Here is an 18,345-nt window from a genome sequence, read left to right as displayed (position 1 = left end):
AGTTGCCCTTGCCTCGCCCGCCCAATTGACGAGGTGCACGAGAGATGCATGGAGGCTGACCGACGACGAACTTTTCGGCCTCGGCACGGCGCCCGTCCCCCCGCGGAACGTTTTGATTGGTCTGTTTGTCGTTGATTCACTGCGTCGACCTGGGCAACGCGCTCCGTCGGATGGCCGAAGTGACTCCTCTGTTGTCGGGATTTCCCCAAATCCGCCTCGAACGTCGCTGCGACACAACAACAACAGTGTGTGTCGAACTTCGCCCCGAGATACGAGGACATGAAACAAGAGTAGACAACCCAATCAATCGCCTGCTGATAGCCTTCGTACTCATATTTCTCCACCGATTCTCCGCCTGGCTGATTGGGCACCGCCTGAAGCCGGTCACGGTGCAGCTACCGTTTCCCGAGCCGGATCAAACTGTCCGCACGCAACTACGACTCGGTCTTCGGTACTCGCGTCAGCTTCGATGCCACCAAGGTCGTAATGGAGTTCGAGAATCGGGTGCTTGTCGCCCCGATCGTCCGGACCGAGGAATCACTCGACGCATAACTACGAGACTCTTCAGCACGTGCCTTCACTGAACGCGACTACGACGACACACCCGTCGCTCACGTTCGCCAACTGTTCGAAATTGACGGGCCGACCGTCACGATGAGCGCTGTGGACGTTCCGGTAAGACTTTCGATCAGTCTCTCTCACCTCCGGAAACTACTTCGACATCCAGGGACGTCTTTGAGTGAAATCAAGACCGAAGCACTCCGCGACTCTGCCATCTCAGGTCTGACTCGCGGCGAATCCGTCGACGACGTATCTGCTCGACTCGGATACTCCGAGCCCAGCGCCTTCCGTCGCGCCTTCAAACGGTGGACAGGCGTTGCTCCGTCCTCTTACTGCACACGCCGTCCAAGACCGGACAATCGTGAATTGGAAACCCCGTCGCATCGCAGCTAGGACTCGCGCTTGGCAGATGACAGGACTTGTGGAAATCACTGGTCTACAAGGCGGCAACTTCAGGCACCGTGCGCGATTACGATGCGACTTTCGCGGTGATCGTTCAGCACTTGCTGCAGATACGGTCTGAAGTGGTTCTCCGCGCCGTCGGGCGTCGCTTGCCAGAAATCACGAACCTGGGGACGTAAGTGTTCACCACCCCCATCCTTTGCCACCAACGGGTCGCGCACCGCCCGAATCGACTCGATGATTGCCGAGTCGGTATTGAATGGTTCAAGTAATCTTGGTTGACTCGCCCAGATCTGGGCCCACAGCGAGCGCTCATGCAGCACCGCGACTGCGTCTGGTCTGGCCTGATCAATCTCGAGTTGGCCTGTGAAACAACTGTTCTCACCCACCCCTCTGCGCAAGCAGTACCTGTCGCATCGACTGACAAGTCGCCCGCATCGCGAAAGCGAGTTTCGTAGCCGCAATGCTCCATCGCACTGAAAACTCCCGCTGTACCCGCATCATGACTCTGCCGGCATTCTGACCGGTCATCGCTACCGCCCCGTAGGTCACAGACCCCGCGAAACGCGGCGCTATTTCCAGCGCGAACATTGCCGCATCGCTCTGTCCGCGACAGTTCCAGGGCAGCGCGCGTACAGACGCTCGTGCATCGTCATATCGCATCACGTCAGATCTTGTATGTTGTACAAGTCGTGTGCTTTGATGACTAGCGTGTGCGCGGACCGACCACGCGCCAGACCACGCAGATCTCGACGATACGGATGATTTCGATGCCTCGACCCCCGCGTAAAACCGAACAACCGACCCGCAAGGCGCTCATCGATGCAGCGGAACAACTGTTCGCGCGACGCGGATTCGACAAAGTATCTGTAGCCGAAATTGCCGAGAAAGCTTCCGCTTACCCGAACCAGGTGACACATCACTTCGGAGGAAAGGAAGCACTCTTCGTCGAGTCCGCCTGCCAGTCGATGCTCAGAACTGCGAAGGATGCGGAACGAGTATCCCGCCACAGCGAGTCGATTGATCAGCACGCTCGCATGCTGATCGCACGGCTACTGGGCCCCGGAGCGGAGTCGGTGATGTTCTTCGCCGAGGCCATGTTGATGGCACGACGCAAACCCGAACTGAGCGAAGTGATTCGCGAAACGCTCGACCGACTTCAGACCGCCGGCGAGACGGCTATGGTTGCAACACTGATGCGGACCGGTTGGGAAACCCGGGTCATGCCTGACGTCATCACTCGCGGATTCTGGTCGTCAGTCTTCGGTCTTGCGCTCGAAAAAGCCGCAACCGGAAGGGATTTCGATCATGCAAGTAGCGAGGCAGTCGCATTGTTGATGATGAATCTCAACAAGGCATTCACCACGAGCAGCGAGACAGAGAAGTTTCACGAGACCTAGGAGTTACATGTCCATCCAAGAAAGTCTGTACGCGCTCTTCAGCGAATCTACTGCGAAGTATCCGAATCAACCGTTCCTCGCGGCACCTCGTCGACTGGCATCCTTATGGGGCGTGGACACAGAGATCACATACTCCGAAACGCTATCTCGTGTAAAAGAATTGGCAGCAATCTATTCAAGCAAGCACTTTGGCGAAGGTGATCGAATCGCGTTGGCCTTCGAATCGCAGCCTCAGTACTTCTTTCACTATCTAGCTCTGAACTCCTTGGGGATATGCGCCGTTCCCCTCAATACCGATCTGACTCCCCCAGAAATTGCCTATCAACTCGCGCATTCGAAGTCAGCAGCCGTCGTCTGCCTGCCTGCACTCGTCACACTACTCGAGGAATCAATTACGCTGTCGGGGCGGAGTATTCAGATAGCCGTCGACTCGCCAGAACACTTGAAGGCTCAGTCGGACGATATCGTGCGCCCGATGTCCGACTCTCCTCGTGATCGAGCTGCGGCAATCCTTTACACCTCCGGGACAACAGGCAACCCCAAGGGGTGCGTCCTGAGCAACGTCTATGTTCAAGAGTCCGGGCGCTATTACGCCGATCTTCACGGCGACGTTGCAGTAGCACCGGAAACCGAACGAATGATGAATCCACTCCCGCTCTATCACATGAACTCCATGGTCACGACTGCCGGGGCAGCTATACAACGCGGTGCGTGCCTGATTCTGCCGGGCCGTTTCAGTGCGAAGAACTGGTGGAACGACGTCGCAGAAACCGGAGCCACTCGCTTCAACTACCTCGGTATCATGATCCCAGCTCTACTGGCCCAACCTGAATCCCCTTTGGACAAAATGCACTCGGTCAAGTTTGCATTCGGGGCAGGTGTAGACCCGGCCGCACACGCTCGGTTCGAAGAACGATTCGGAATCGGCCTGATGGAAGTCTGGGGCATGACCGAAACCGGGCGCTTCTTGATCGTCGACAGGGAACCGCGCCACATCGACACACGAGCATGTGGTCGAACTCTTCCTGGATTGGAAGCCAAGATCATCGACGACCTCGGCCAAGATCTGCCGGACGGGGAAACAGGAGAGCTGGTTGTACGTCACTCGGCAGAAAATCCCAGGTACGGATTCTTTTCCGGATATCTCGACAATGAAAAGGAAACCGAAAAGGCTTGGGAGGGCGGCTGGTTCCACAGTGGCGACCTTTGCACGCGCTCGAGCGACGGGATGTTCTTCTTCGTCGACCGAAGGAAGAATATAGTTCGGCGAAGCGGCGAGAACGTTTCGAGCGCAGAGGTCGAAGCTGTACTGGCGGAACATTCCTCGGTGGCCCAGGTAGCTGTACTTGCGGTTCCCGACGCCATGCGCGACGAGGAGGTTCTCGCCTGCGTGGTCACCAATGGCACCGCGTCGGACGACCTGACGACTGCAACGGCGATGTTCGCACATGCACAATCAAGGCTGGCGTACTACAAGGTGCCAGGTTGGATCTACTTCGTCGACACTCTCCCGACGACCGGAACCCAAAAGATTCAGAAGCACAGAATCTTCCCGGGAGGTTTCACTTCTGACATTCCAGGCCTATTTGATTTGCGCTCGATGAAGAAACGCAAGTCCGCGTAGCAGACTCACAACCCAGAATCCGAACACAGAGAGTCCACCATGAACAGCCAAGTTTCATTGCACCACACCCACCTTGTTACCAATCAGGTCGACAACGTCTGCCGCTTCTACAAGTCGAATTTCGACGCCGAAGTTGTCTTCGACGAAAAGATCGACGGTGATCGAAATATCTTCATGACCATCGGCACCGGACGCATTCATCTCTTCGAATCACGGAACCCACCCCAGCACTCGCGGAACTCGTTCCACCATCTAGGGATGATGGTCGAGAACTTGACCGAGACCATTGCGAGACTGGAGAAGAACGATGTGCAGGTAACTGCCGTGACCAATGTGCCTGACGGACGATTCGCCATGGCCACTGCGCCTGACAACGTGCTACTCGAACTGTTCGAGGTCAATGGAGAAAATCGAAAGTTCTTCGTAGCGTAGTCGTTGCAGAGACCGCCGATGAGTCAAGATGTTCTGCTCGTCGGCAGTCTCGTCATCAGGTTCGGGCGGCGAAAGTCAGGCCCGCCGCGAACGAGGGAGCCGCCAAACGGGCGTACTGTAACGTATATCAGCATACCCAGCAGCTTCCGGCTGCATCGCGCACGAGACCCAGGTGAGCAGTGAAGAAAAGTACTGTAGAGAATGCACGCCTCTCCATCAAAGACGAGATCGCGCAACTCAAGCACCAGCAGATCCTCGATGCAGCGGTCGGACTCTTCTTGCAGAACGGATACCACGGTACATCCGTCGATTCGATTGCGAATGTTCTCGGAGTATCGAAACAGTTCATCTACTACCAATTCAAGGACAAGGCAGCAGTACTCAATGGAGTGTGCACCGCTGGAGCCGAACTGACACTGTCCGCGGTCAACGCCAACGCCGAAGCACCAGGGCAGTCCGCCGCTGAGCGACTGCGCAGTTTTTCACGTCGACTGACCGAGATCGTCATCGACCACGGCGGCTATCTTGCGGTATACGCGAGTGAGGTTGCGTCGCTACGCGACGAAGACCGTAGGCGGATTCTCGGAATCCGCGCTGAAGTGGACAACAAGGTCAGTTACATAATCGAGGAAGGGATTCGCTCAGGCGAATTCCGCGACGACGATCCCATGGTTTCTGCGCGAGCAATCACCGGCATGATCTCGTTCATGTGGACTTGGGCTCATCCGTCAAGCCCGCAAGCCCGCGCAACGCTCGTTGAGCAGATGATCCGAATTTCACTTCGATCGGTCGGGACCACTGAATAGCAGCCTGGGGCTGGGGCCCGCCTCTCGGCGACGGTCCTACAAAACCCGCTACCGGAACTGACGGCCAACTACGCGCTGAACTGGCTCCTTGCCGATGATGCCGAAGCATACATTCGGCATCATCGGCAAGCTCCGTTCATATCGGACGGCAATCCACACTCCGAGATGGATCTCAGTGACGCTGTGGTTCAGTCAGTTTCACCCGAAACGGATCCAACTCGAGATCAGCTGAGGCGCTCGATCACCATTGCCATGCCCTGTCCGCCGCCGACACACATGGTCTCGACGCCGAAGGTCTTGTCCTGCTCCTGCAGGTTGTTGATCAGGGTGTTGGTGATGCGGGCACCGGTCATACCGAAGGGGTGACCCAGGGCGATCGCGCCACCGGAGATGTTGAGCTTGTCCTCTTCGATGCCCAGTTCGCGAGCGGATCCGAGGACCTGCACGGCGAATGCCTCGTTGATCTCGAACAGGTCGATGTCGGAGATCGACTTGCCGGCGATCTTCAGGGCGTTCTTGACGGCCTGGATCGGGCCGAGGCCCATGATCTCGGGAGAGAGGCCCGAGACGCCGGTGGAGACGATGCGAGCGAGCGGGGTCAGGCCGAGTGCCTTCGCCTTGGTGTCGGACATGATCACCAGTGCGGCTGCTCCGTCGTTGAGCGGGCAGGCGTTGCCGGCGGTGACGGTGCCGTCGGGGCGGAAGACGGGCTTGAGGCCGCTGATGCCCTCGTAGGTGGTGCCGGCGCGAGGGCCGTCGTCCTTGGAGACGACGGTGCCGTCGGCGAGCGTGACGGGCGTGATCTCACGCTCGAAGAAGCCGCGAGCGATGGCTTCCTCGGCGCGATTCTGGCTGCGCACTGCCCAGCGGTCCTGGTCTTCGCGGGTGATGCCGGTGGCCGAAGCGACGTTCTCGGCGGTCTGGCCCATGCCCAGGTACACGTCGGGGATCAGGCCTTCTTCGCGAGGATCGGTCCAGGCGACTCCACCCTCGGCGAGCTTGGCGCTACGAGCCTGCGCTGCGTCGAAGAGCGGGTTCTTGGTGTTGGGTAGGCCGTCGGCGTTGCCCGTGATGAAACTGGAGACGGACTCGACGCCGGCGGAGATGAAGACGTCGCCCTCGCCTGCGCGGATGGCGTGCAGTGCCATCCGGGTGGTCTGCAGCGAGGAGGAACAGTAACGGTTGACCGTCACACCGGGGAGGAAGTCGTAGCCGAGCTGAACGGCGACGACGCGGGCGATGTTGAAGCCCGACTGGCCGGCGGGCTGGCCGCAACCGAGCATGAGGTCGTCGATCTCGGTGGGGTCGAGCTCGGGGATCTTTGCCAACGCGGCGGCAACCATCTGAGTTGCGAGGTCATCCGGGCGGATGTCCTTGAGCGAACCCTTCATTGCGCGGCCGATGGGCGACCGTACTGCTGAGACGATTACTGCCTCGGGCATGAAAACTCCTGAACCCCCCGGTTGCGGTGTTGCCGCCGAGGGCTAGTGTGAGTGAAAATATGCAAGCGCATAGTTTCTTGCTTCGCATATAGTGACCACTCACAAGGAGCCTGTCAACCCGCACCGAGATGGAGACCGAACGCGAATGTCGAAGGCCGCCGCACGAATACGAACCGCGGCAATTTCCGTCTTCGCAGTGAAGGGGTATGCAGCCGCGAGCACTCGCGATATCGCTGCGAGTCTGAGTCTCAGCCCTGGAGCTGTCTATCCACACTACAAATCCAAGGAATCCCTCCTGTTCGCGATCAGTCTCGAAGGTCATACGAGTGCACTCGCAGCCGTGAAACAGGCTGATCCCGCGGGCGAGTCACCCAGCGTTCGCCTCACCTCCACAGTCAGGGCATACGTCAAATGGCATGCACAGAATCGTGATCTCGCGAGAGTGGTGCAGTACGAACTCCGTTCGCTTGCCCCGGACCATTTCGAAACAATCGCCGCCCTTCGTCGCTCGACATCGCGCGTCTTCGAACAGATAATCACTGACGGCAACGCATCCGACGAGTTCAACACCATCGACATCGGGGCCACTACCCTGGCAATCACATCGCTCGGGATCGATGTGAGTCGATGGTTTCCATCCCAAACCTATTCGGACCCGGACACTCTCGCCCATGCGTACGGCGAGCTATCCCAACGAATGGTTGGCGCGCGGCGTCGACCCGACTCCCTGCCTGATCCGACATGATCAGCAATAGAACGAAAGTCACGACCTGAAACTTCTCGGTCAGCAAATTCTCCGGTCGGTGAAAAACACCCGACTCCGGCACCCCGTTCCAGGCAAACCATTACCTCCCGAACGGGACGAACGAGCGTCGATTGTCATCAACACCAAACCGTCAGCTAGAGAATAGCTTTCAAGTGAAGATCCTCTGCAATGGCACAGTCGGCACGCTCACCTCCTCAGCTCCATCAGTGGCCGGTGAAAACGGCCGCGCGGCGCTCGACAAAAGACTGAACACCTTCCACGAAATCCGCCGACGCCAAAAGCTTCTCCCGCATCGCCGGAACCACAGCAATCGCCGCCTCTTCGCCATGCTCGGTAAACGTCAACGCAGCAGCCTTCGTCGCACGAACACCGAGCGGAGCACACGTGCAGATCTGCTGCGCAAGCTCGATCGCCCGAGCACGCTGCTCCCCGAACGGAACAACCTCCTGAACAAGCCCGATCTCGAGCGCCCGCTGCGCCGAAAACTCCTCCGCAGTGAACAAGTGGTACATCGCATTTCCCCACCCCATACGCGTGAGATACCGAAAATGCGCTCCCCCGAACGGTGCGATGCCCCGCTTGGCCTCGACCTGACCGAACCGCGCAGTGTCAGCAGCAATCACGATATCGCCGGCAAGCATCAACTCGATCCCCACCGTGTACGTAATCCCCTGCACCGCAGTGATCACAGGCTTACTGCACCGCCGCTGCAACCCCAACGGATCAACCCACCCCTGCGGCCGCGGCTTCACCGTCGCCCCCGGCCCGAAGAACTTCGGCATATCGAGACCAGCGGTAGTGTGCTCCCCCTCCGCCTCGATGACAGCCACCCACAATTCGTCGTCATCCTCGAACTCGGTCAAACACAACGCCAACTGATCCATCATCTCCGGCGTGACCGCATTCTTCTTCGCCACGTTATCGATCGTGATAACACAGACACGACCATCAACCGACTTACGCACCACACCCACAGGCTTCTCACTCATTCAGTACTCCAAAATTTTCCGTAGACTCAGTGCGCAGGATTCACCCGCGCACTCTGCCGAAACAATCGATGGCTGGATATGAGGCACCGGCAATGAAGCGCCGGCTGCATCCGATCTCCGCTCGTCAGTTGCCCGCTTTTTCGAAGTCGAGCACCAAGCGACCACGTACACCGCCCGCCGCTTGACGCCGGTATGCGTCTGCTACTCGGTCCGGCGAGTAAACATCAGCCACCCGACCGCTGATCACTCCCTCGCCCACGAATTCGGCGACGCTGCGCATCGCCGCCTCGTTTGTCGCGTGATTGCTGACAAGGATCAACCGGGCATCAATACCTCGGACCGTGGCGATCCGACCTGGGCGCACGGTGACTAGTACACCGCCGTCGCTGACCGCCCTCACAATATCGGCCCCCAACAGCGCGGTGTCGAGTACTGCAGCGACACCATCGCGATAGGACTCCCTGATTCGCTCAGCCAACTCGGGACCTCGATCGAAAACCAGTTCAACCCCCCGCGCACGTACTGAATAAGCCTCAGTCGGGTCGGCATCAGCTACGACGTGTAACCCCTGGTTGCACGCCATCAATGTAAACATCGTCGCAAGATGGCCAGCCCCACCGGTCACGGCGACGGTATCCCCGCGACCCAATCCCATTTCGACCAAAGCCATGCGCGCGGTCAGTGCATTCATGGGAATTGTTGCAGCTTCCGCGAAGTCGAGCGAATCATCGATGACGGCCACAGACGACTCCGGCACTACTACGTACTCTGCTTGTCCGCCGGTCTGCTCGCCGTAAGGGACCACAACTGCCATCACTCGCTGCCCGATCTGCAAACTACTGCTTTCGGACACCGAATCGATCACGCCCGCAACATCCATACCAGGCACCCACGGCCCGTCGACGCCTGTCATCGACCTGCCGAATGTACGCATAGCCAGGTCCGCGGGATTGACCGCGGCCGCCGCAACGCGAATTCGCACTGTTCCGGGCCTGAGTGTGGGCATGGGAATCTCGTCCACACCGATCTCTCCATCGGGTCTGATACAAACGGCTTTCACGAATCCTCCTGTCCACGAACAGTTTCAGGCAGCACCCACATATGACGACGATCAGTCGAGCACGAAGATCGGCTTGTGTCCCGGCTCACTCGACGTCAATACGTCAGGCATCTCATCCCACCCGTAAATTCCACTGGTTATCAACTCGGGATGCAGAGTCCCCGCTGCGACAGCCTCGAGGGTAGGAGTCATGTTCGGACGGGCATGTCCCTTGCCATTGTGGAAATTGACTCCACGCAGATACAGCGACAGCATGGGCACCGGAACGTCCTCGAAGTAAATCCCGACGCTGTTGACGTACCCCTCAGGCATGACGGAAAGTAAAGCCTTCCGCAGTCGAGCCGGATCCGCGCTGGCATCGATAGCCAGGTGAAAGTTCTTCTCTCGCTTACCATTGATGTCAAAGACCTCGGCACCGAGCTTCTCGGCAACTGCCATTCTCGTCGGATCATCGTCGTAATACACAGTGCGGGCGCCAGCGCAATGAACCGCCGTGTCGACACAGTACAGGCCGATCGAGCCCGTCCCGCCGAATACCGCGATCTCAGGATCATCGATGCCGGCGATCGTAGGCATCACCGACTCCCATCCGAGAGCGAGGTTGTCGCCGATCGAGGCAAGATGAACCGGGTCGACCCCCTTGGGGAGCGGAGCCAGATTGAAGTCGGCGAACGGCACTCGAATCAGCTCTGAAAACGTTCCCCCCCAGGAACCGTTCAAGGGAAGTCCATACTGCGCGTCGCCGTAAAGTAGGCAACGCGCAGTATGACCTAGCCTGCACTGCGTACAAGTGCCACAGGCAATGTGCCAGGCAACGCCGACGACGTCGCCGACCTTGACATCGGTACACTCCGGACCAACCTCCACGACGGTGCCCACACACTCGTGGCCGATCGGGAAAGGGCCGGCCGCAGACATCGGAGTGATTCCTCGAATGACGTGATGGTCAAGATCGCACGTTGTCGCTGCAAGGGGACGAACCAGCGCGTCGGTGGCGTCGACAATCACGGGCGCGTCAACTTCGTCGATACGAAGTTGGCCTGGAGCAACAAAGATCAGACTTCTCATGGTTCTCCTCGTTGAACTTGTGATCATCGGGAACAGAAACGATCACTTCGATCATTCACATTGCGTTGCAACGCAAAAGTATTCGTACGGACCCAGTCCAGGGCAAGCACAATCTGGTCACGCGCGAGACATCTCTGCGGTCAATGCCCGCTACCACTCTGACTGTCTGGATTCGACAAGCTGATCGACTGAGTTCGCACTAGACTCGAACAAACATTATGACAGTCGACATAATGGCGATACTACAACCGATCGTCGCAAGTACGCAAGCCTCGATCACGACCAATCGTCAACACCCCGCGCTATGACAACATGCGTCACACTGCACGCAATTCAGCGAAATCCTCTGCATTCAAGAAGATCCAGATCCGATGCTGCACACCAACACTCCGCCGCAACGACACCGCCGACGTGACAGTTGCTCCGACCGGATCCAGAACACCATCTGCTTGCGATCCAGCCGAAATCGACCGCGCCCTCACATTCGACAAAACTTGCGCGATCGAACGACAGCCCGTATGTGGTTCCACTATGCAGTTCGTAAAAATACGCTACGGTACAATGGTCAGCATCGCTTCGACGCGCGGCACCGAACAGCGCAACATGTTCAACATCTTGAGCACCAATAACTTTCACTCCGTCCGAGAAGAGAGATCCACATGCTGGTCACAGTCCGCCCCGAAACTGGATTGACGCTCGACGCCGAAGTCACAGGTGCCGGAGAACCGCTACTGCTACTCCAAGGCATGTCGGCACATCGCGGAATGTGGGGTGACGAGTTCATCAGCCGACTCGAATCGCAATTCACGGTCGCGGTCTACGACCACCGTGGCATCGGCGAGAGCTCACGGGCACAAGAACCATTTACCGTGACCGACCTTGCCGACGACGCGAAAGCACTGATGGACAATCTCGGTTGGGAATCCGCGCACGTGGTCGGAACGTCAATGGGCGGCATGGTGGCACAACAACTGTGCCTGCGGGCCCCTGAGCGGGTGCGAAGTGTGATCTTCGGGTGCACCACAGCTGGAGGGCCAACCGGCCTCGAGGGGCCCGGAGCCCCCCGCCTTGTCGAGGCGATAGCCTCCCGAAACGCAGAAGTAGCTGTCCGGACAGCATTCGAAGTCAATGTATCTGCCGAGTTCGCCGAACGCCCACTGGAGTACGAACGCTTCGCAAAAGCCTCGGCCGCGCGGCGGGTCCCGTCCGCCGTCGTACAACTACAGGCTGCAGCGTGCCTGGGACACAACGTAATTGACCAACTCGAGAGCATTACGTCTCGCGCAGCAGTTATCCACGGAGCCGAGGACGAGATGATCTTGCCATCTGAAGGTCGCAAACTGGCAGAACGAATTTCCGGCGCATCACACCAGGAATGGGCGGGCGTGGGTCACCTCTTCTGGTGGGAACGCCCCGCTGAAACTGCCGCGTTCATCACTGCCCACGCCAAGGCTTAACCGGCGGTCACCTGCCCCACCCCGGGGCCGGGCTGCAACGAAATCGACCACTCAGTCACTGCAGAAGTGCATAGGCAATCCAAGGAACCTCGATGGCGAAGTCCGACATAACCGCAGCGCCGATATCGGGTGCAGTTGGCACGCTCTCGATCGAAGCTTGCTATCGGCTCGAATCGACCGAGATTGCACTCGATGGCACAACATGGGAAACCTTCATACCGTCGGCGCATGTAGGCAGCCCGTGGGGGCCCGGTATCCAGCATGGGGGGCCAGTCGCCGGTCTACTCGCTCGCAGTCTAGAACATTGCCGACCACGTGACGCTGCTCGCATTTCGCGTCTGACCGTTGAGATTCTCGGACCAGTGCCCATGTCCCGAATGAGTATTCGGTCGTGGGTCGAGCGACCAGGCAATCGGATCGAGCTACTCGCCGCCGAGGTCTGTGCAGCAATGCCCGATGGATCGATGCGCGCGGTCGCTCGAGGACGAGCCTGGCGACTTGCGACGCAATCTACCGCCGACGCAGCCCATCACGCAGACTCGACTCTGGACCACATAGAGACTCCGGACCTGCCAGGCGGCGAATTGACTCCGATACCCGACTCGTGGAAGACGGGGTTCGCCAATACCGTCGAGTGGCGGATAACGTCGCCGCTCGGTCTCCGGAACACACCTACCACTGCTTGGGTGAGGCTGAATCAAGCACTCGTCGAGGGTGAAACAACGAGTGACCTCGCCGCTACGACCGCGTTGGCCGACTTGGCCAACGGACTCGGCGCCCGTCTCGATCCCCACGAGTGGACCTTTCTCAACACCGAACTGACAATTCATCTGTTCGCCCCTCCGCGCAGCAGCTGGATCGGCCTCTCGTGTGAGACTTCGATCGGCCAGGACGGAATTGCCATGAGCGCTGCAGTCCTCCACACGCCCGACGGTCCGGTAGGGAGGGTTACTCAAAACATCCTCGTCGAGAAACGGCCGGAACGAGTTCAAGCCTGAGTTTCCCGCCGCATCCTGGTTGCTCGACACCGTGCAACTGGAAGAGAACATCTTCCGCCTATCGGAATGACCCGAATTCACGCATCGTTCGACTCGATTTCCTTGAGATAGTTGTAGACCGTGAACCTGGTCACTTCGAGGGCGTCCGCTATTTGGACTGCCGCCTCACGGATCAGAAAGAATCCACGGTCGTTCAGTCTTTGCACCACCGAGAGTTTGTCAGCCCTCGACATACGCTTCACAGCGACACCGGCAGCAGCAATCTCCCGCCGGATCATCAGCACTGCAAGCTCGTCGACGTTACGCACGAAATTTGGCGACGGACCATCCAACTCGGCCGAAACGGCAGGAGCATTTGAAACTTCACCAACGTGTTTTTGTCCCCCGGACACGCCGTGCAGAACCGAATCCACGAGGTCCCGCATCGCCTCCCACGGTGAGATGTCGACATTCACCGACAGTGCAGCCACGGCCGCTCCATCGAGATCTCGAACTTCGATACTCGTTGAACGGACCTTCCTGCCATCCGTCATGACCGACTCGAAGGACACGAAGCCATCTTTGCCGATGTCCGTCACCCTCTCCAACATCATCGAATGTGATGGGTCGCCAACCTCGCGGTTTGTCAACTCACCGGCAATAGCCACAATCGAATTCGGGATCAAGTCGAAGTCGTGGAGGACGACTTCGACTCCGATGGGGAGAACCGAGTCCAACTGCGCAACGACGCTGGCAATTACCTCCACTGCACTGTTTCGGTCCTCGGAATGAGGAAGACAAGGCATCGAATCCGCCGGCTCGGCGATCGATTTCTTGCTTGTGGACGGCGATTTCCGTGGTGAAGGCATGTAGAGCCACTTTCTCCCTTGGCAATCTCAATGGGCAACTGCCCTTGTTTCTACACCAAGTTGAAACCGCTGCTGGATTCTCGGGTCATCGAGGCGCGCGAGTCCGCCATTCTGCAGGACTCGACCCTCGTGGAACCAGAATAGGTTCACTCCAACGGCTTGGTGTGCTCGAGTACTTCACTGGCGGAATCTGACGACGGAGTTCTCCCAGAGGAGTTTGCGTAGTGAACTGCACCGGCTTCGGCAATCCGTGGGATGCTGACCCGAAGTCGAGAGCAGCCTTGTCGATTTTCCCAAGGGATGGGTACCAGGCAGACAGTCGGCTGAGGGATAGCTTGACGTGGTAGCTGCCTCCTTCCGTCGAACGCCGTGCCAAGGCCCCGAGTATGCCTGCGGTACCCATGTATCCCAGAATGAAATCGTTCAGCACTCCAGTAGGCGGACCCGTCGGAGCTCCCTGCGTTCCTTCCCCGGTGTGGTACCCAGTGAATGCGAGTGCCTGGGTATCGAATCCGGTGCGGTCCGACCATGGTCCGGTGAATCCGTAACAATTCAAAGAGCAGTAAATGATCCCTGGACGTAACGCGGCCGCCTGAGCAGCACCAAGTTCGAGGGAATCGAGTTTCGAGCGACGGATGTTCTGGACGAACACGTCAGACTCACCGAGGAGCGAACGAAATGCAGTCGCGCCGGCGTTCTCGTGCAAGTCCAGTCGGGCCGATCGCATTCCGACGCCGACGTCTGCCCAAACCATGTCGTGTTCGAATTCATGCGGTCCGTTGACGTGAAGAACATCCGCGCCGTGTTCTGCGAGTGTGCGACCGACGACTGGTCCGGCGATCGCGCGGGTATAGGAGAGAACGCGGAGACCACCGAGTGGTTGAAGGGAGTCAGGAAGTGGTTCAGGGTCAGAATCGCCGATCTTTTCGATCGTGATCAAAGGCTCGTCGAGGATCGCCTGTCCCTGCGGGTGATCCTCGAACTCGGTTCGAGTGCGCACTACGCACAACGGGACGCCGACTCCATTGGCGCGCTCTTCGAGTTCGAACGGATCCCACCTGGAGATCGCCGAGGCGATCGACTGCTTGTTGTGAGGAACATCCAACAGCGTGAGCAGCGCATCGCGCTGAGCGGGGAAGAAGGCGCTCGGGAGAACCCATCTGTCGTCCCTCGTACGAAAGACGTCAGTCAGCAAAGGACTCACCATGTGACCGCCCATGAAAACACTGCCTTGATGCGGTGTGAGGATCGATCCGAAATTGGGCGGGTAGCCACCGATGAGAGTGGAGTTTCCGATAAGTGGATTGATCGCGTGCACTGCCTGTGCAAGATCGATCGAGAGCGTCTGACGCTCGCCGGTTCGTCGTTGCCAGAGGTCGGCGATTGCGACGGCGACGGCCATCATCGGGATACCCATCGCTCGACCCAGGTCCGTGACGGATCGCATCATGGGTTTGTCGTTGACGATATGGAGGTCATCTACCGAATTGTCTCGACACAATCCGATCCCACTCAGTACTCTGTCGAGTTCGGCTACGAAACTGGACCTGTCCGAAGGCATGTAAATCCGTTCTCAGAGGTTGTGGCGGAGTTTCCGGCGCCGGGCTTCACCCGTCGGTTTCCGCGAGGTTCGACAAACCGACAAGACTGAGCCACTGCGAAATAATCGACGGGCCTAGGTGTGCAAGGTGTGGCTGACTTCGAGGATTTCGATGCGAACTGTGCCGACCACGTCGTAGTGCTCTCCGATACCCTTGACAATCGGCCCCTCGACAAAATCGCGCATCGCCTGCTCGTTGTCCCAAATATAGATGCCACCCACCTCACCTGTGTTGACATCTGTCACGCGATACATTTCCTCCAGTCCTTCGATCTCTCGGAAATGGAATGAGCCGGCCTTGGACATCGCGACCAGTTCCTCGTTGGGTTTGTGACTCTTGAAGCGAATAGACGAGATGATCACTTTAGCTTCCTCGTTTGCGTCGTTGTGACGGGTTTCATTGACTCTCAACAACAGTCGAGCGACTGGCATGATCTCGCGAAGTCACTGATTTAGGATGAGCCTCACTTCGAGAACCTCGATACCGACCTCACCGTCAACGTCGAAGACCGCCGGAATGGCACTCACATTCGGGCCATCGAGATTCCCGCGCATCGATTCTTCGTTCTCCCACAAGTACATTCCGCCAACCTCTCGCGTCTCTGTACTCTTCACGCGATAAACCTGGGCAAGGCCCGCCGTCGATCGATAACTTGGCAGGCTTGCCGAGGAAATCGCCTGCAGGTCCGACTCACTTTTGTTGCTGACGAAACGCACAACAGACATCATCGGCTTCACTGCGAGCGTCATGTCATTGGTCAGAGCGCCACCTACCTCGAACGTCTCGATGCGAACCGGTCCAACAACCGCGAATCGATCCGGAACGGATTTGACGATTGGCCCATCGAGATAGTCTCGCAGCGCCTCCGACGTCTCCCAGACGTAAATTCCACCGACCTCCCCGCTGGCGTGATTCCGAACGTAGTACTTCTGCTTCAACGCGGCGAGGTTCCGAAATACCGGCAAGCTGCTGCGGGAGATCGCCTCCTGCTCCTCATCGGATCTACCGCTTTTGAACCGCATGGACAGAATATGCAACGTGAAACTCCTTGATTTGTATATTTTTTCGCCGAGGGCGCGGGCGCCAAACGCTCAAGAAGTCGTCGGAGTGTCGTATGCGCGGAGCGCAGCCAGCCCGTGCGACATCCCAGCCCCAGCACGTAGCGCGGCGCCGACGAACACTGTTTCTGCGAGCTCCTGCTCAGTTGCACCCGCGGTGCGTGCAGAGACAACATGCGAATCGATGCATGAGGAACATTGCGTCGTCAACGCGACTGCCACAGCGATGAGCTCCGTGTATTTGCGCGGGATCGCGCGTCCCGGCGCGCGCAGCGAAGCCTCGTCAAATGCAGAAAAGGCAGCAAGCGCCTGCGGTGCATGCTGCTTGAGAGCTCGAACATACGCACGATTACCGTCTTCATGACTGTGTGCGTCGTGATTTGTGACCATTGGTCCGTGTTTCCTCTCGGTGGATTCGACTACCAATCGCAAGATTTCACCCTGCTCACGACAGAGTCCTTGGATGGCACTAGCTGGTCCGAAGATTGTCCGGATTTGAATGAAATACGATAGGAGCAAGGACTACTCAGTTCGATCTCGATTCGATCGTGTATCCGATCAAGTCCCTCGAAATCACTTATTCCGAGGCCAGTTCGCTCATGTAGTTGTAGATCGTGAAGCGAGTTACGTTGAGTGCCAACGCCACGGTGTCGACAGCGTCCCTCAACATGAACATTCCCCTCGATTCGAGGCCTGCGACGACTCGAAGTTTGTGCCGCTTCTTCATCTCCTCGACCGGAATCCCGATACGCGCAATCTCACGGCGAATCAGTTCAGTCGCCAATTCCTCGACATTGCGAACAAACATCTCACCCTCGGAAGGGCGAGGCGACGTCGTCGGTGCCAACGAGGTATCAGGGATGCGACTCGCGACTTGCTCGGCACCCCCAACCCTGAGGAATCGTTCCACCGACTGACCCGCAGCACGCCAACCTGTTACGTCCACGTTCACGCAGAGTGCAGCGAACGGATCACCCCCTTCGAGGCGAAGTATGACAGTCGTCGATCTACCCTCTCGTCCGTCCGGCAAATCCGTGGGATACCCGACGACAACGTCTTCCCCGGACTGCAAATGTTGAAGCAGCACATCAGTTGCAGGGTCACCGATACGTCGCCCTGTTGCATTTCCGGTAATAGAGACAATGGAATTGGGAAGTCTCCGAAGGTCGTGCAACACAACTTCGGACGGCAGAGGCATCGCCAACGCCAACGGAGCTACAACTTCCCCAAGAACCCTCAGCAATTCCGTAGTCGACTCTTCGGACTCGGCTTCGGAGAGCACTTTCGCCCGACCCCTTTGCATTGCGACTTTCCTCCAACCCCGACAATTCAACTTGGTGTTGAATTGTATGCATGACCGGGATCACATGTCAACGAATTGTTGATATAACTTCGCTTGAGTTCAAAACCCTGTGCAAATGAGACCGGATCGAAGGGCAGAGCGCTCGTTTCGACAACCACGCCCTGCCTTCGATCTCGGGTCCACATGCCTTTTGATCGACAATCCTGCCGGCAGAGTCGATTCGCAAAGGCGCACACCCGCCACCTGACTCAGCATATTGCTCCGAACACCTACTCCGATCGACTTCACCGATCAGAGTCGTCCACCGTTGCGTACGTGAATATTTCGCCATCCAGCCACTTTGACGCGAACCTCGAAGCAGCGATGATGAAAACGGGCCGAATGGCTCCACCGGGACGAAATGCGTAGCGCCACACTTGCTTTGACTCGACGAGATGCGACCGCAATACCTGTCGCGCGGGCAAAGATCGCGCGCGTCAGTTTTCATCTGCGACTCGTTCACCTGCCAATTGAGACAATCAGCCGACTAC

The 18,345-nt window shown here is 58.1% G+C and carries 19 protein-coding genes and 1 pseudogene; 9 read left to right on the top strand and 11 right to left on the bottom strand.

All coding sequences use genetic code 11. The annotated features are described in order from the left end of the window. Positions 1–170: 170 nt before the first annotated feature. The 6 genes from R4P70_RS32785 (at position 171) to R4P70_RS28870 (ending at position 5,225) form a co-directional block, all read left to right on the top strand. Complete coding sequence (locus R4P70_RS32785; protein WP_411742490.1) at positions 171–584, top strand: AraC family transcriptional regulator ligand-binding domain-containing protein; 414 nt, start codon at positions 171–173, stop codon at positions 582–584. A 70-nt stretch (positions 585–654) separates the two neighbouring features. After that, positions 655–954 carry a helix-turn-helix domain-containing protein gene (locus tag R4P70_RS32780; RefSeq protein ID WP_099698989.1) on the top strand — a complete coding sequence of 100 codons (300 nt, stop codon included), beginning with the start codon at positions 655–657 and terminating at the stop codon, positions 952–954. A 779-nt stretch (positions 955–1,733) separates the two neighbouring features. Then, a complete protein-coding gene (locus tag R4P70_RS28885; RefSeq protein ID WP_180279717.1) occupies positions 1,734–2,363 on the top strand; it encodes a TetR/AcrR family transcriptional regulator C-terminal domain-containing protein in 630 nt (209 codons plus the stop codon). A 7-nt stretch (positions 2,364–2,370) separates the two neighbouring features. Then, positions 2,371–3,987: an AMP-binding protein gene (locus tag R4P70_RS28880; RefSeq protein ID WP_317833040.1), complete on the top strand. Its 1,617-nt coding sequence runs from the start codon at positions 2,371–2,373 to the stop codon at positions 3,985–3,987. 39 nt (positions 3,988–4,026) lie between these two features. After that, the gene (locus R4P70_RS28875; RefSeq protein WP_099698993.1) at positions 4,027–4,419 is read left to right on the top strand and encodes a VOC family protein; all 393 of its coding nucleotides are present in this window, start codon (positions 4,027–4,029) and stop codon (positions 4,417–4,419) included. Positions 4,420–4,598: 179 nt separating this feature from the next. Beyond that, positions 4,599–5,225, top strand: a complete 627-nt coding sequence (locus R4P70_RS28870) for a TetR family transcriptional regulator (RefSeq protein WP_317833037.1) — start codon at positions 4,599–4,601, stop codon at positions 5,223–5,225. 224 nt (positions 5,226–5,449) lie between these two features. Here the strand turns inward: R4P70_RS28870 and R4P70_RS28865 are convergent, their stop codons facing one another. After that, positions 5,450–6,667, bottom strand: a complete 1,218-nt coding sequence (locus R4P70_RS28865) for an acetyl-CoA C-acetyltransferase (RefSeq protein ID WP_019744600.1) — start codon at positions 6,665–6,667, stop codon at positions 5,450–5,452. A gap of 145 nt (positions 6,668–6,812) precedes the next feature. Here R4P70_RS28865 and R4P70_RS28860 point away from each other — a divergent pair, with 145 nt between their 5' ends. After that, positions 6,813–7,412 (top strand): TetR/AcrR family transcriptional regulator, encoded by a 600-nt coding sequence (locus tag R4P70_RS28860; protein WP_317833035.1) that lies wholly within the window; start codon positions 6,813–6,815, stop codon positions 7,410–7,412. 224 nt (positions 7,413–7,636) lie between these two features. Here the strand turns inward: R4P70_RS28860 and R4P70_RS28855 are convergent, their stop codons facing one another. The 3 genes from R4P70_RS28855 to R4P70_RS28845 form a co-directional block, all read right to left on the bottom strand. Further along, a complete protein-coding gene (locus R4P70_RS28855; RefSeq protein WP_317833033.1) occupies positions 7,637–8,422 on the bottom strand; it encodes a crotonase/enoyl-CoA hydratase family protein in 786 nt (261 codons plus the stop codon). Between the two features lie 124 nt (positions 8,423–8,546). Continuing rightward, a complete protein-coding gene (locus R4P70_RS28850) occupies positions 8,547–9,428 on the bottom strand; it encodes an NADP-dependent oxidoreductase (protein WP_317833031.1) in 882 nt (293 codons plus the stop codon). Between the two features lie 105 nt (positions 9,429–9,533). After that, entirely contained in the window at positions 9,534–10,550 is a 1,017-nt protein-coding gene (locus R4P70_RS28845) for a zinc-dependent alcohol dehydrogenase (RefSeq protein ID WP_099699167.1), read from the bottom strand. 659 nt (positions 10,551–11,209) lie between these two features. Here R4P70_RS28845 and R4P70_RS28840 point away from each other — a divergent pair. Together R4P70_RS28840 and R4P70_RS28835 are read left to right on the top strand one after the other, a co-directional pair. After that, complete coding sequence (locus R4P70_RS28840) at positions 11,210–12,007, top strand: alpha/beta fold hydrolase (RefSeq protein WP_099699168.1); 798 nt, start codon at positions 11,210–11,212, stop codon at positions 12,005–12,007. A 92-nt stretch (positions 12,008–12,099) separates the two neighbouring features. Then, positions 12,100–13,005 carry a thioesterase family protein gene (locus tag R4P70_RS28835; protein WP_099699169.1) on the top strand — a complete coding sequence of 302 codons (906 nt, stop codon included), beginning with the start codon at positions 12,100–12,102 and terminating at the stop codon, positions 13,003–13,005. A 77-nt stretch (positions 13,006–13,082) separates the two neighbouring features. On the opposite strand, the gene R4P70_RS28830 is transcribed toward R4P70_RS28835, so the two are convergent. The 7 genes and pseudogenes from R4P70_RS28830 to R4P70_RS32775 all read right to left on the bottom strand — a co-directional run. Continuing rightward, on the bottom strand, positions 13,083–13,790 hold the full coding sequence (locus R4P70_RS28830; protein WP_317833053.1) for a transcriptional regulator: 708 nt from the start codon (positions 13,788–13,790) through the stop codon (positions 13,083–13,085). A gap of 148 nt (positions 13,791–13,938) precedes the next feature. Beyond that, positions 13,939–15,303: a CoA transferase gene (locus tag R4P70_RS28825; RefSeq protein ID WP_317833026.1), complete on the bottom strand. Its 1,365-nt coding sequence runs from the start codon at positions 15,301–15,303 to the stop codon at positions 13,939–13,941. 225 nt (positions 15,304–15,528) lie between these two features. Next, positions 15,529–15,816, bottom strand: a complete 288-nt coding sequence (locus R4P70_RS28820) for a hypothetical protein (RefSeq protein ID WP_317833024.1) — start codon at positions 15,814–15,816, stop codon at positions 15,529–15,531. A gap of 81 nt (positions 15,817–15,897) precedes the next feature. After that, complete coding sequence (locus R4P70_RS28815; protein ID WP_317833022.1) at positions 15,898–16,203, bottom strand: hypothetical protein; 306 nt, start codon at positions 16,201–16,203, stop codon at positions 15,898–15,900. Between the two features lie 342 nt (positions 16,204–16,545). Further along, positions 16,546–16,902, bottom strand: a complete 357-nt coding sequence (locus R4P70_RS28810; RefSeq protein ID WP_099698972.1) for a carboxymuconolactone decarboxylase family protein — start codon at positions 16,900–16,902, stop codon at positions 16,546–16,548. 187 nt (positions 16,903–17,089) lie between these two features. Continuing rightward, the gene (locus R4P70_RS28805; protein WP_235868043.1) at positions 17,090–17,320 is read right to left on the bottom strand and encodes a helix-turn-helix domain-containing protein; all 231 of its coding nucleotides are present in this window, start codon (positions 17,318–17,320) and stop codon (positions 17,090–17,092) included. Positions 17,321–17,443: 123 nt separating this feature from the next. Next, positions 17,444–17,815, bottom strand: a pseudogene (locus R4P70_RS32775) (PAS domain-containing protein); the annotation flags it as partial. Between the last annotated feature and the right edge of the window lie 530 nt (positions 17,816–18,345).

Origin of the sequence: Rhodococcus sp. IEGM 1241, assembly GCF_033142365.1 — a bacterium.
Classification (GTDB): Bacteria; Actinomycetota; Actinomycetes; order Mycobacteriales; family Mycobacteriaceae; genus Rhodococcus_F; species Rhodococcus_F erythropolis.
Note: the sequence above shows the minus strand (reverse complement) of the source record. Positions and strands in the feature narration are given on the sequence as shown.

Bases quoted from the DNA above. Each gene is read 5' to 3' on its own strand.
- R4P70_RS28850 (WP_317833031.1), bottom strand. From the start codon at position 9,428: ATGCCCACACTCAGGCCCGGAACAGTGCGAATTCGCGTTGCGGCGGCC.
- R4P70_RS28875 (WP_099698993.1), top strand. From the start codon at position 4,027: ATGAACAGCCAAGTTTCATTGCACCACACCCACCTTGTTACCAATCAG.
- R4P70_RS28845 (WP_099699167.1), bottom strand. From the start codon at position 10,550: ATGAGAAGTCTGATCTTTGTTGCTCCAGGCCAACTTCGTATCGACGAA.
- R4P70_RS32780 (WP_099698989.1), top strand. From the start codon at position 655: ATGAGCGCTGTGGACGTTCCGGTAAGACTTTCGATCAGTCTCTCTCAC.
- R4P70_RS28885 (WP_180279717.1), top strand. From the start codon at position 1,734: ATGCCTCGACCCCCGCGTAAAACCGAACAACCGACCCGCAAGGCGCTC.
- R4P70_RS28865 (WP_019744600.1), bottom strand. From the start codon at position 6,667: ATGCCCGAGGCAGTAATCGTCTCAGCAGTACGGTCGCCCATCGGCCGC.
- R4P70_RS32785 (WP_411742490.1), top strand. From the start codon at position 171: ATGGCCGAAGTGACTCCTCTGTTGTCGGGATTTCCCCAAATCCGCCTC.
- R4P70_RS28880 (WP_317833040.1), top strand. From the start codon at position 2,371: ATGTCCATCCAAGAAAGTCTGTACGCGCTCTTCAGCGAATCTACTGCG.
- R4P70_RS28840 (WP_099699168.1), top strand. From the start codon at position 11,210: ATGCTGGTCACAGTCCGCCCCGAAACTGGATTGACGCTCGACGCCGAA.
- R4P70_RS28860 (WP_317833035.1), top strand. From the start codon at position 6,813: ATGTCGAAGGCCGCCGCACGAATACGAACCGCGGCAATTTCCGTCTTC.
- R4P70_RS28855 (WP_317833033.1), bottom strand. From the start codon at position 8,422: ATGAGTGAGAAGCCTGTGGGTGTGGTGCGTAAGTCGGTTGATGGTCGT.
- R4P70_RS28805 (WP_235868043.1), bottom strand. From the start codon at position 17,320: ATGTTTGTTCGCAATGTCGAGGAATTGGCGACTGAACTGATTCGCCGT.
- R4P70_RS28815 (WP_317833022.1), bottom strand. From the start codon at position 16,203: ATGACGCTCGCAGTGAAGCCGATGATGTCTGTTGTGCGTTTCGTCAGC.
- R4P70_RS28825 (WP_317833026.1), bottom strand. From the start codon at position 15,303: ATGATGCGATCCGTCACGGACCTGGGTCGAGCGATGGGTATCCCGATG.
- R4P70_RS28835 (WP_099699169.1), top strand. From the start codon at position 12,100: ATGGCGAAGTCCGACATAACCGCAGCGCCGATATCGGGTGCAGTTGGC.
- R4P70_RS28810 (WP_099698972.1), bottom strand. From the start codon at position 16,902: ATGGTCACAAATCACGACGCACACAGTCATGAAGACGGTAATCGTGCG.
- R4P70_RS28830 (WP_317833053.1), bottom strand. From the start codon at position 13,790: ATGCCTTGTCTTCCTCATTCCGAGGACCGAAACAGTGCAGTGGAGGTA.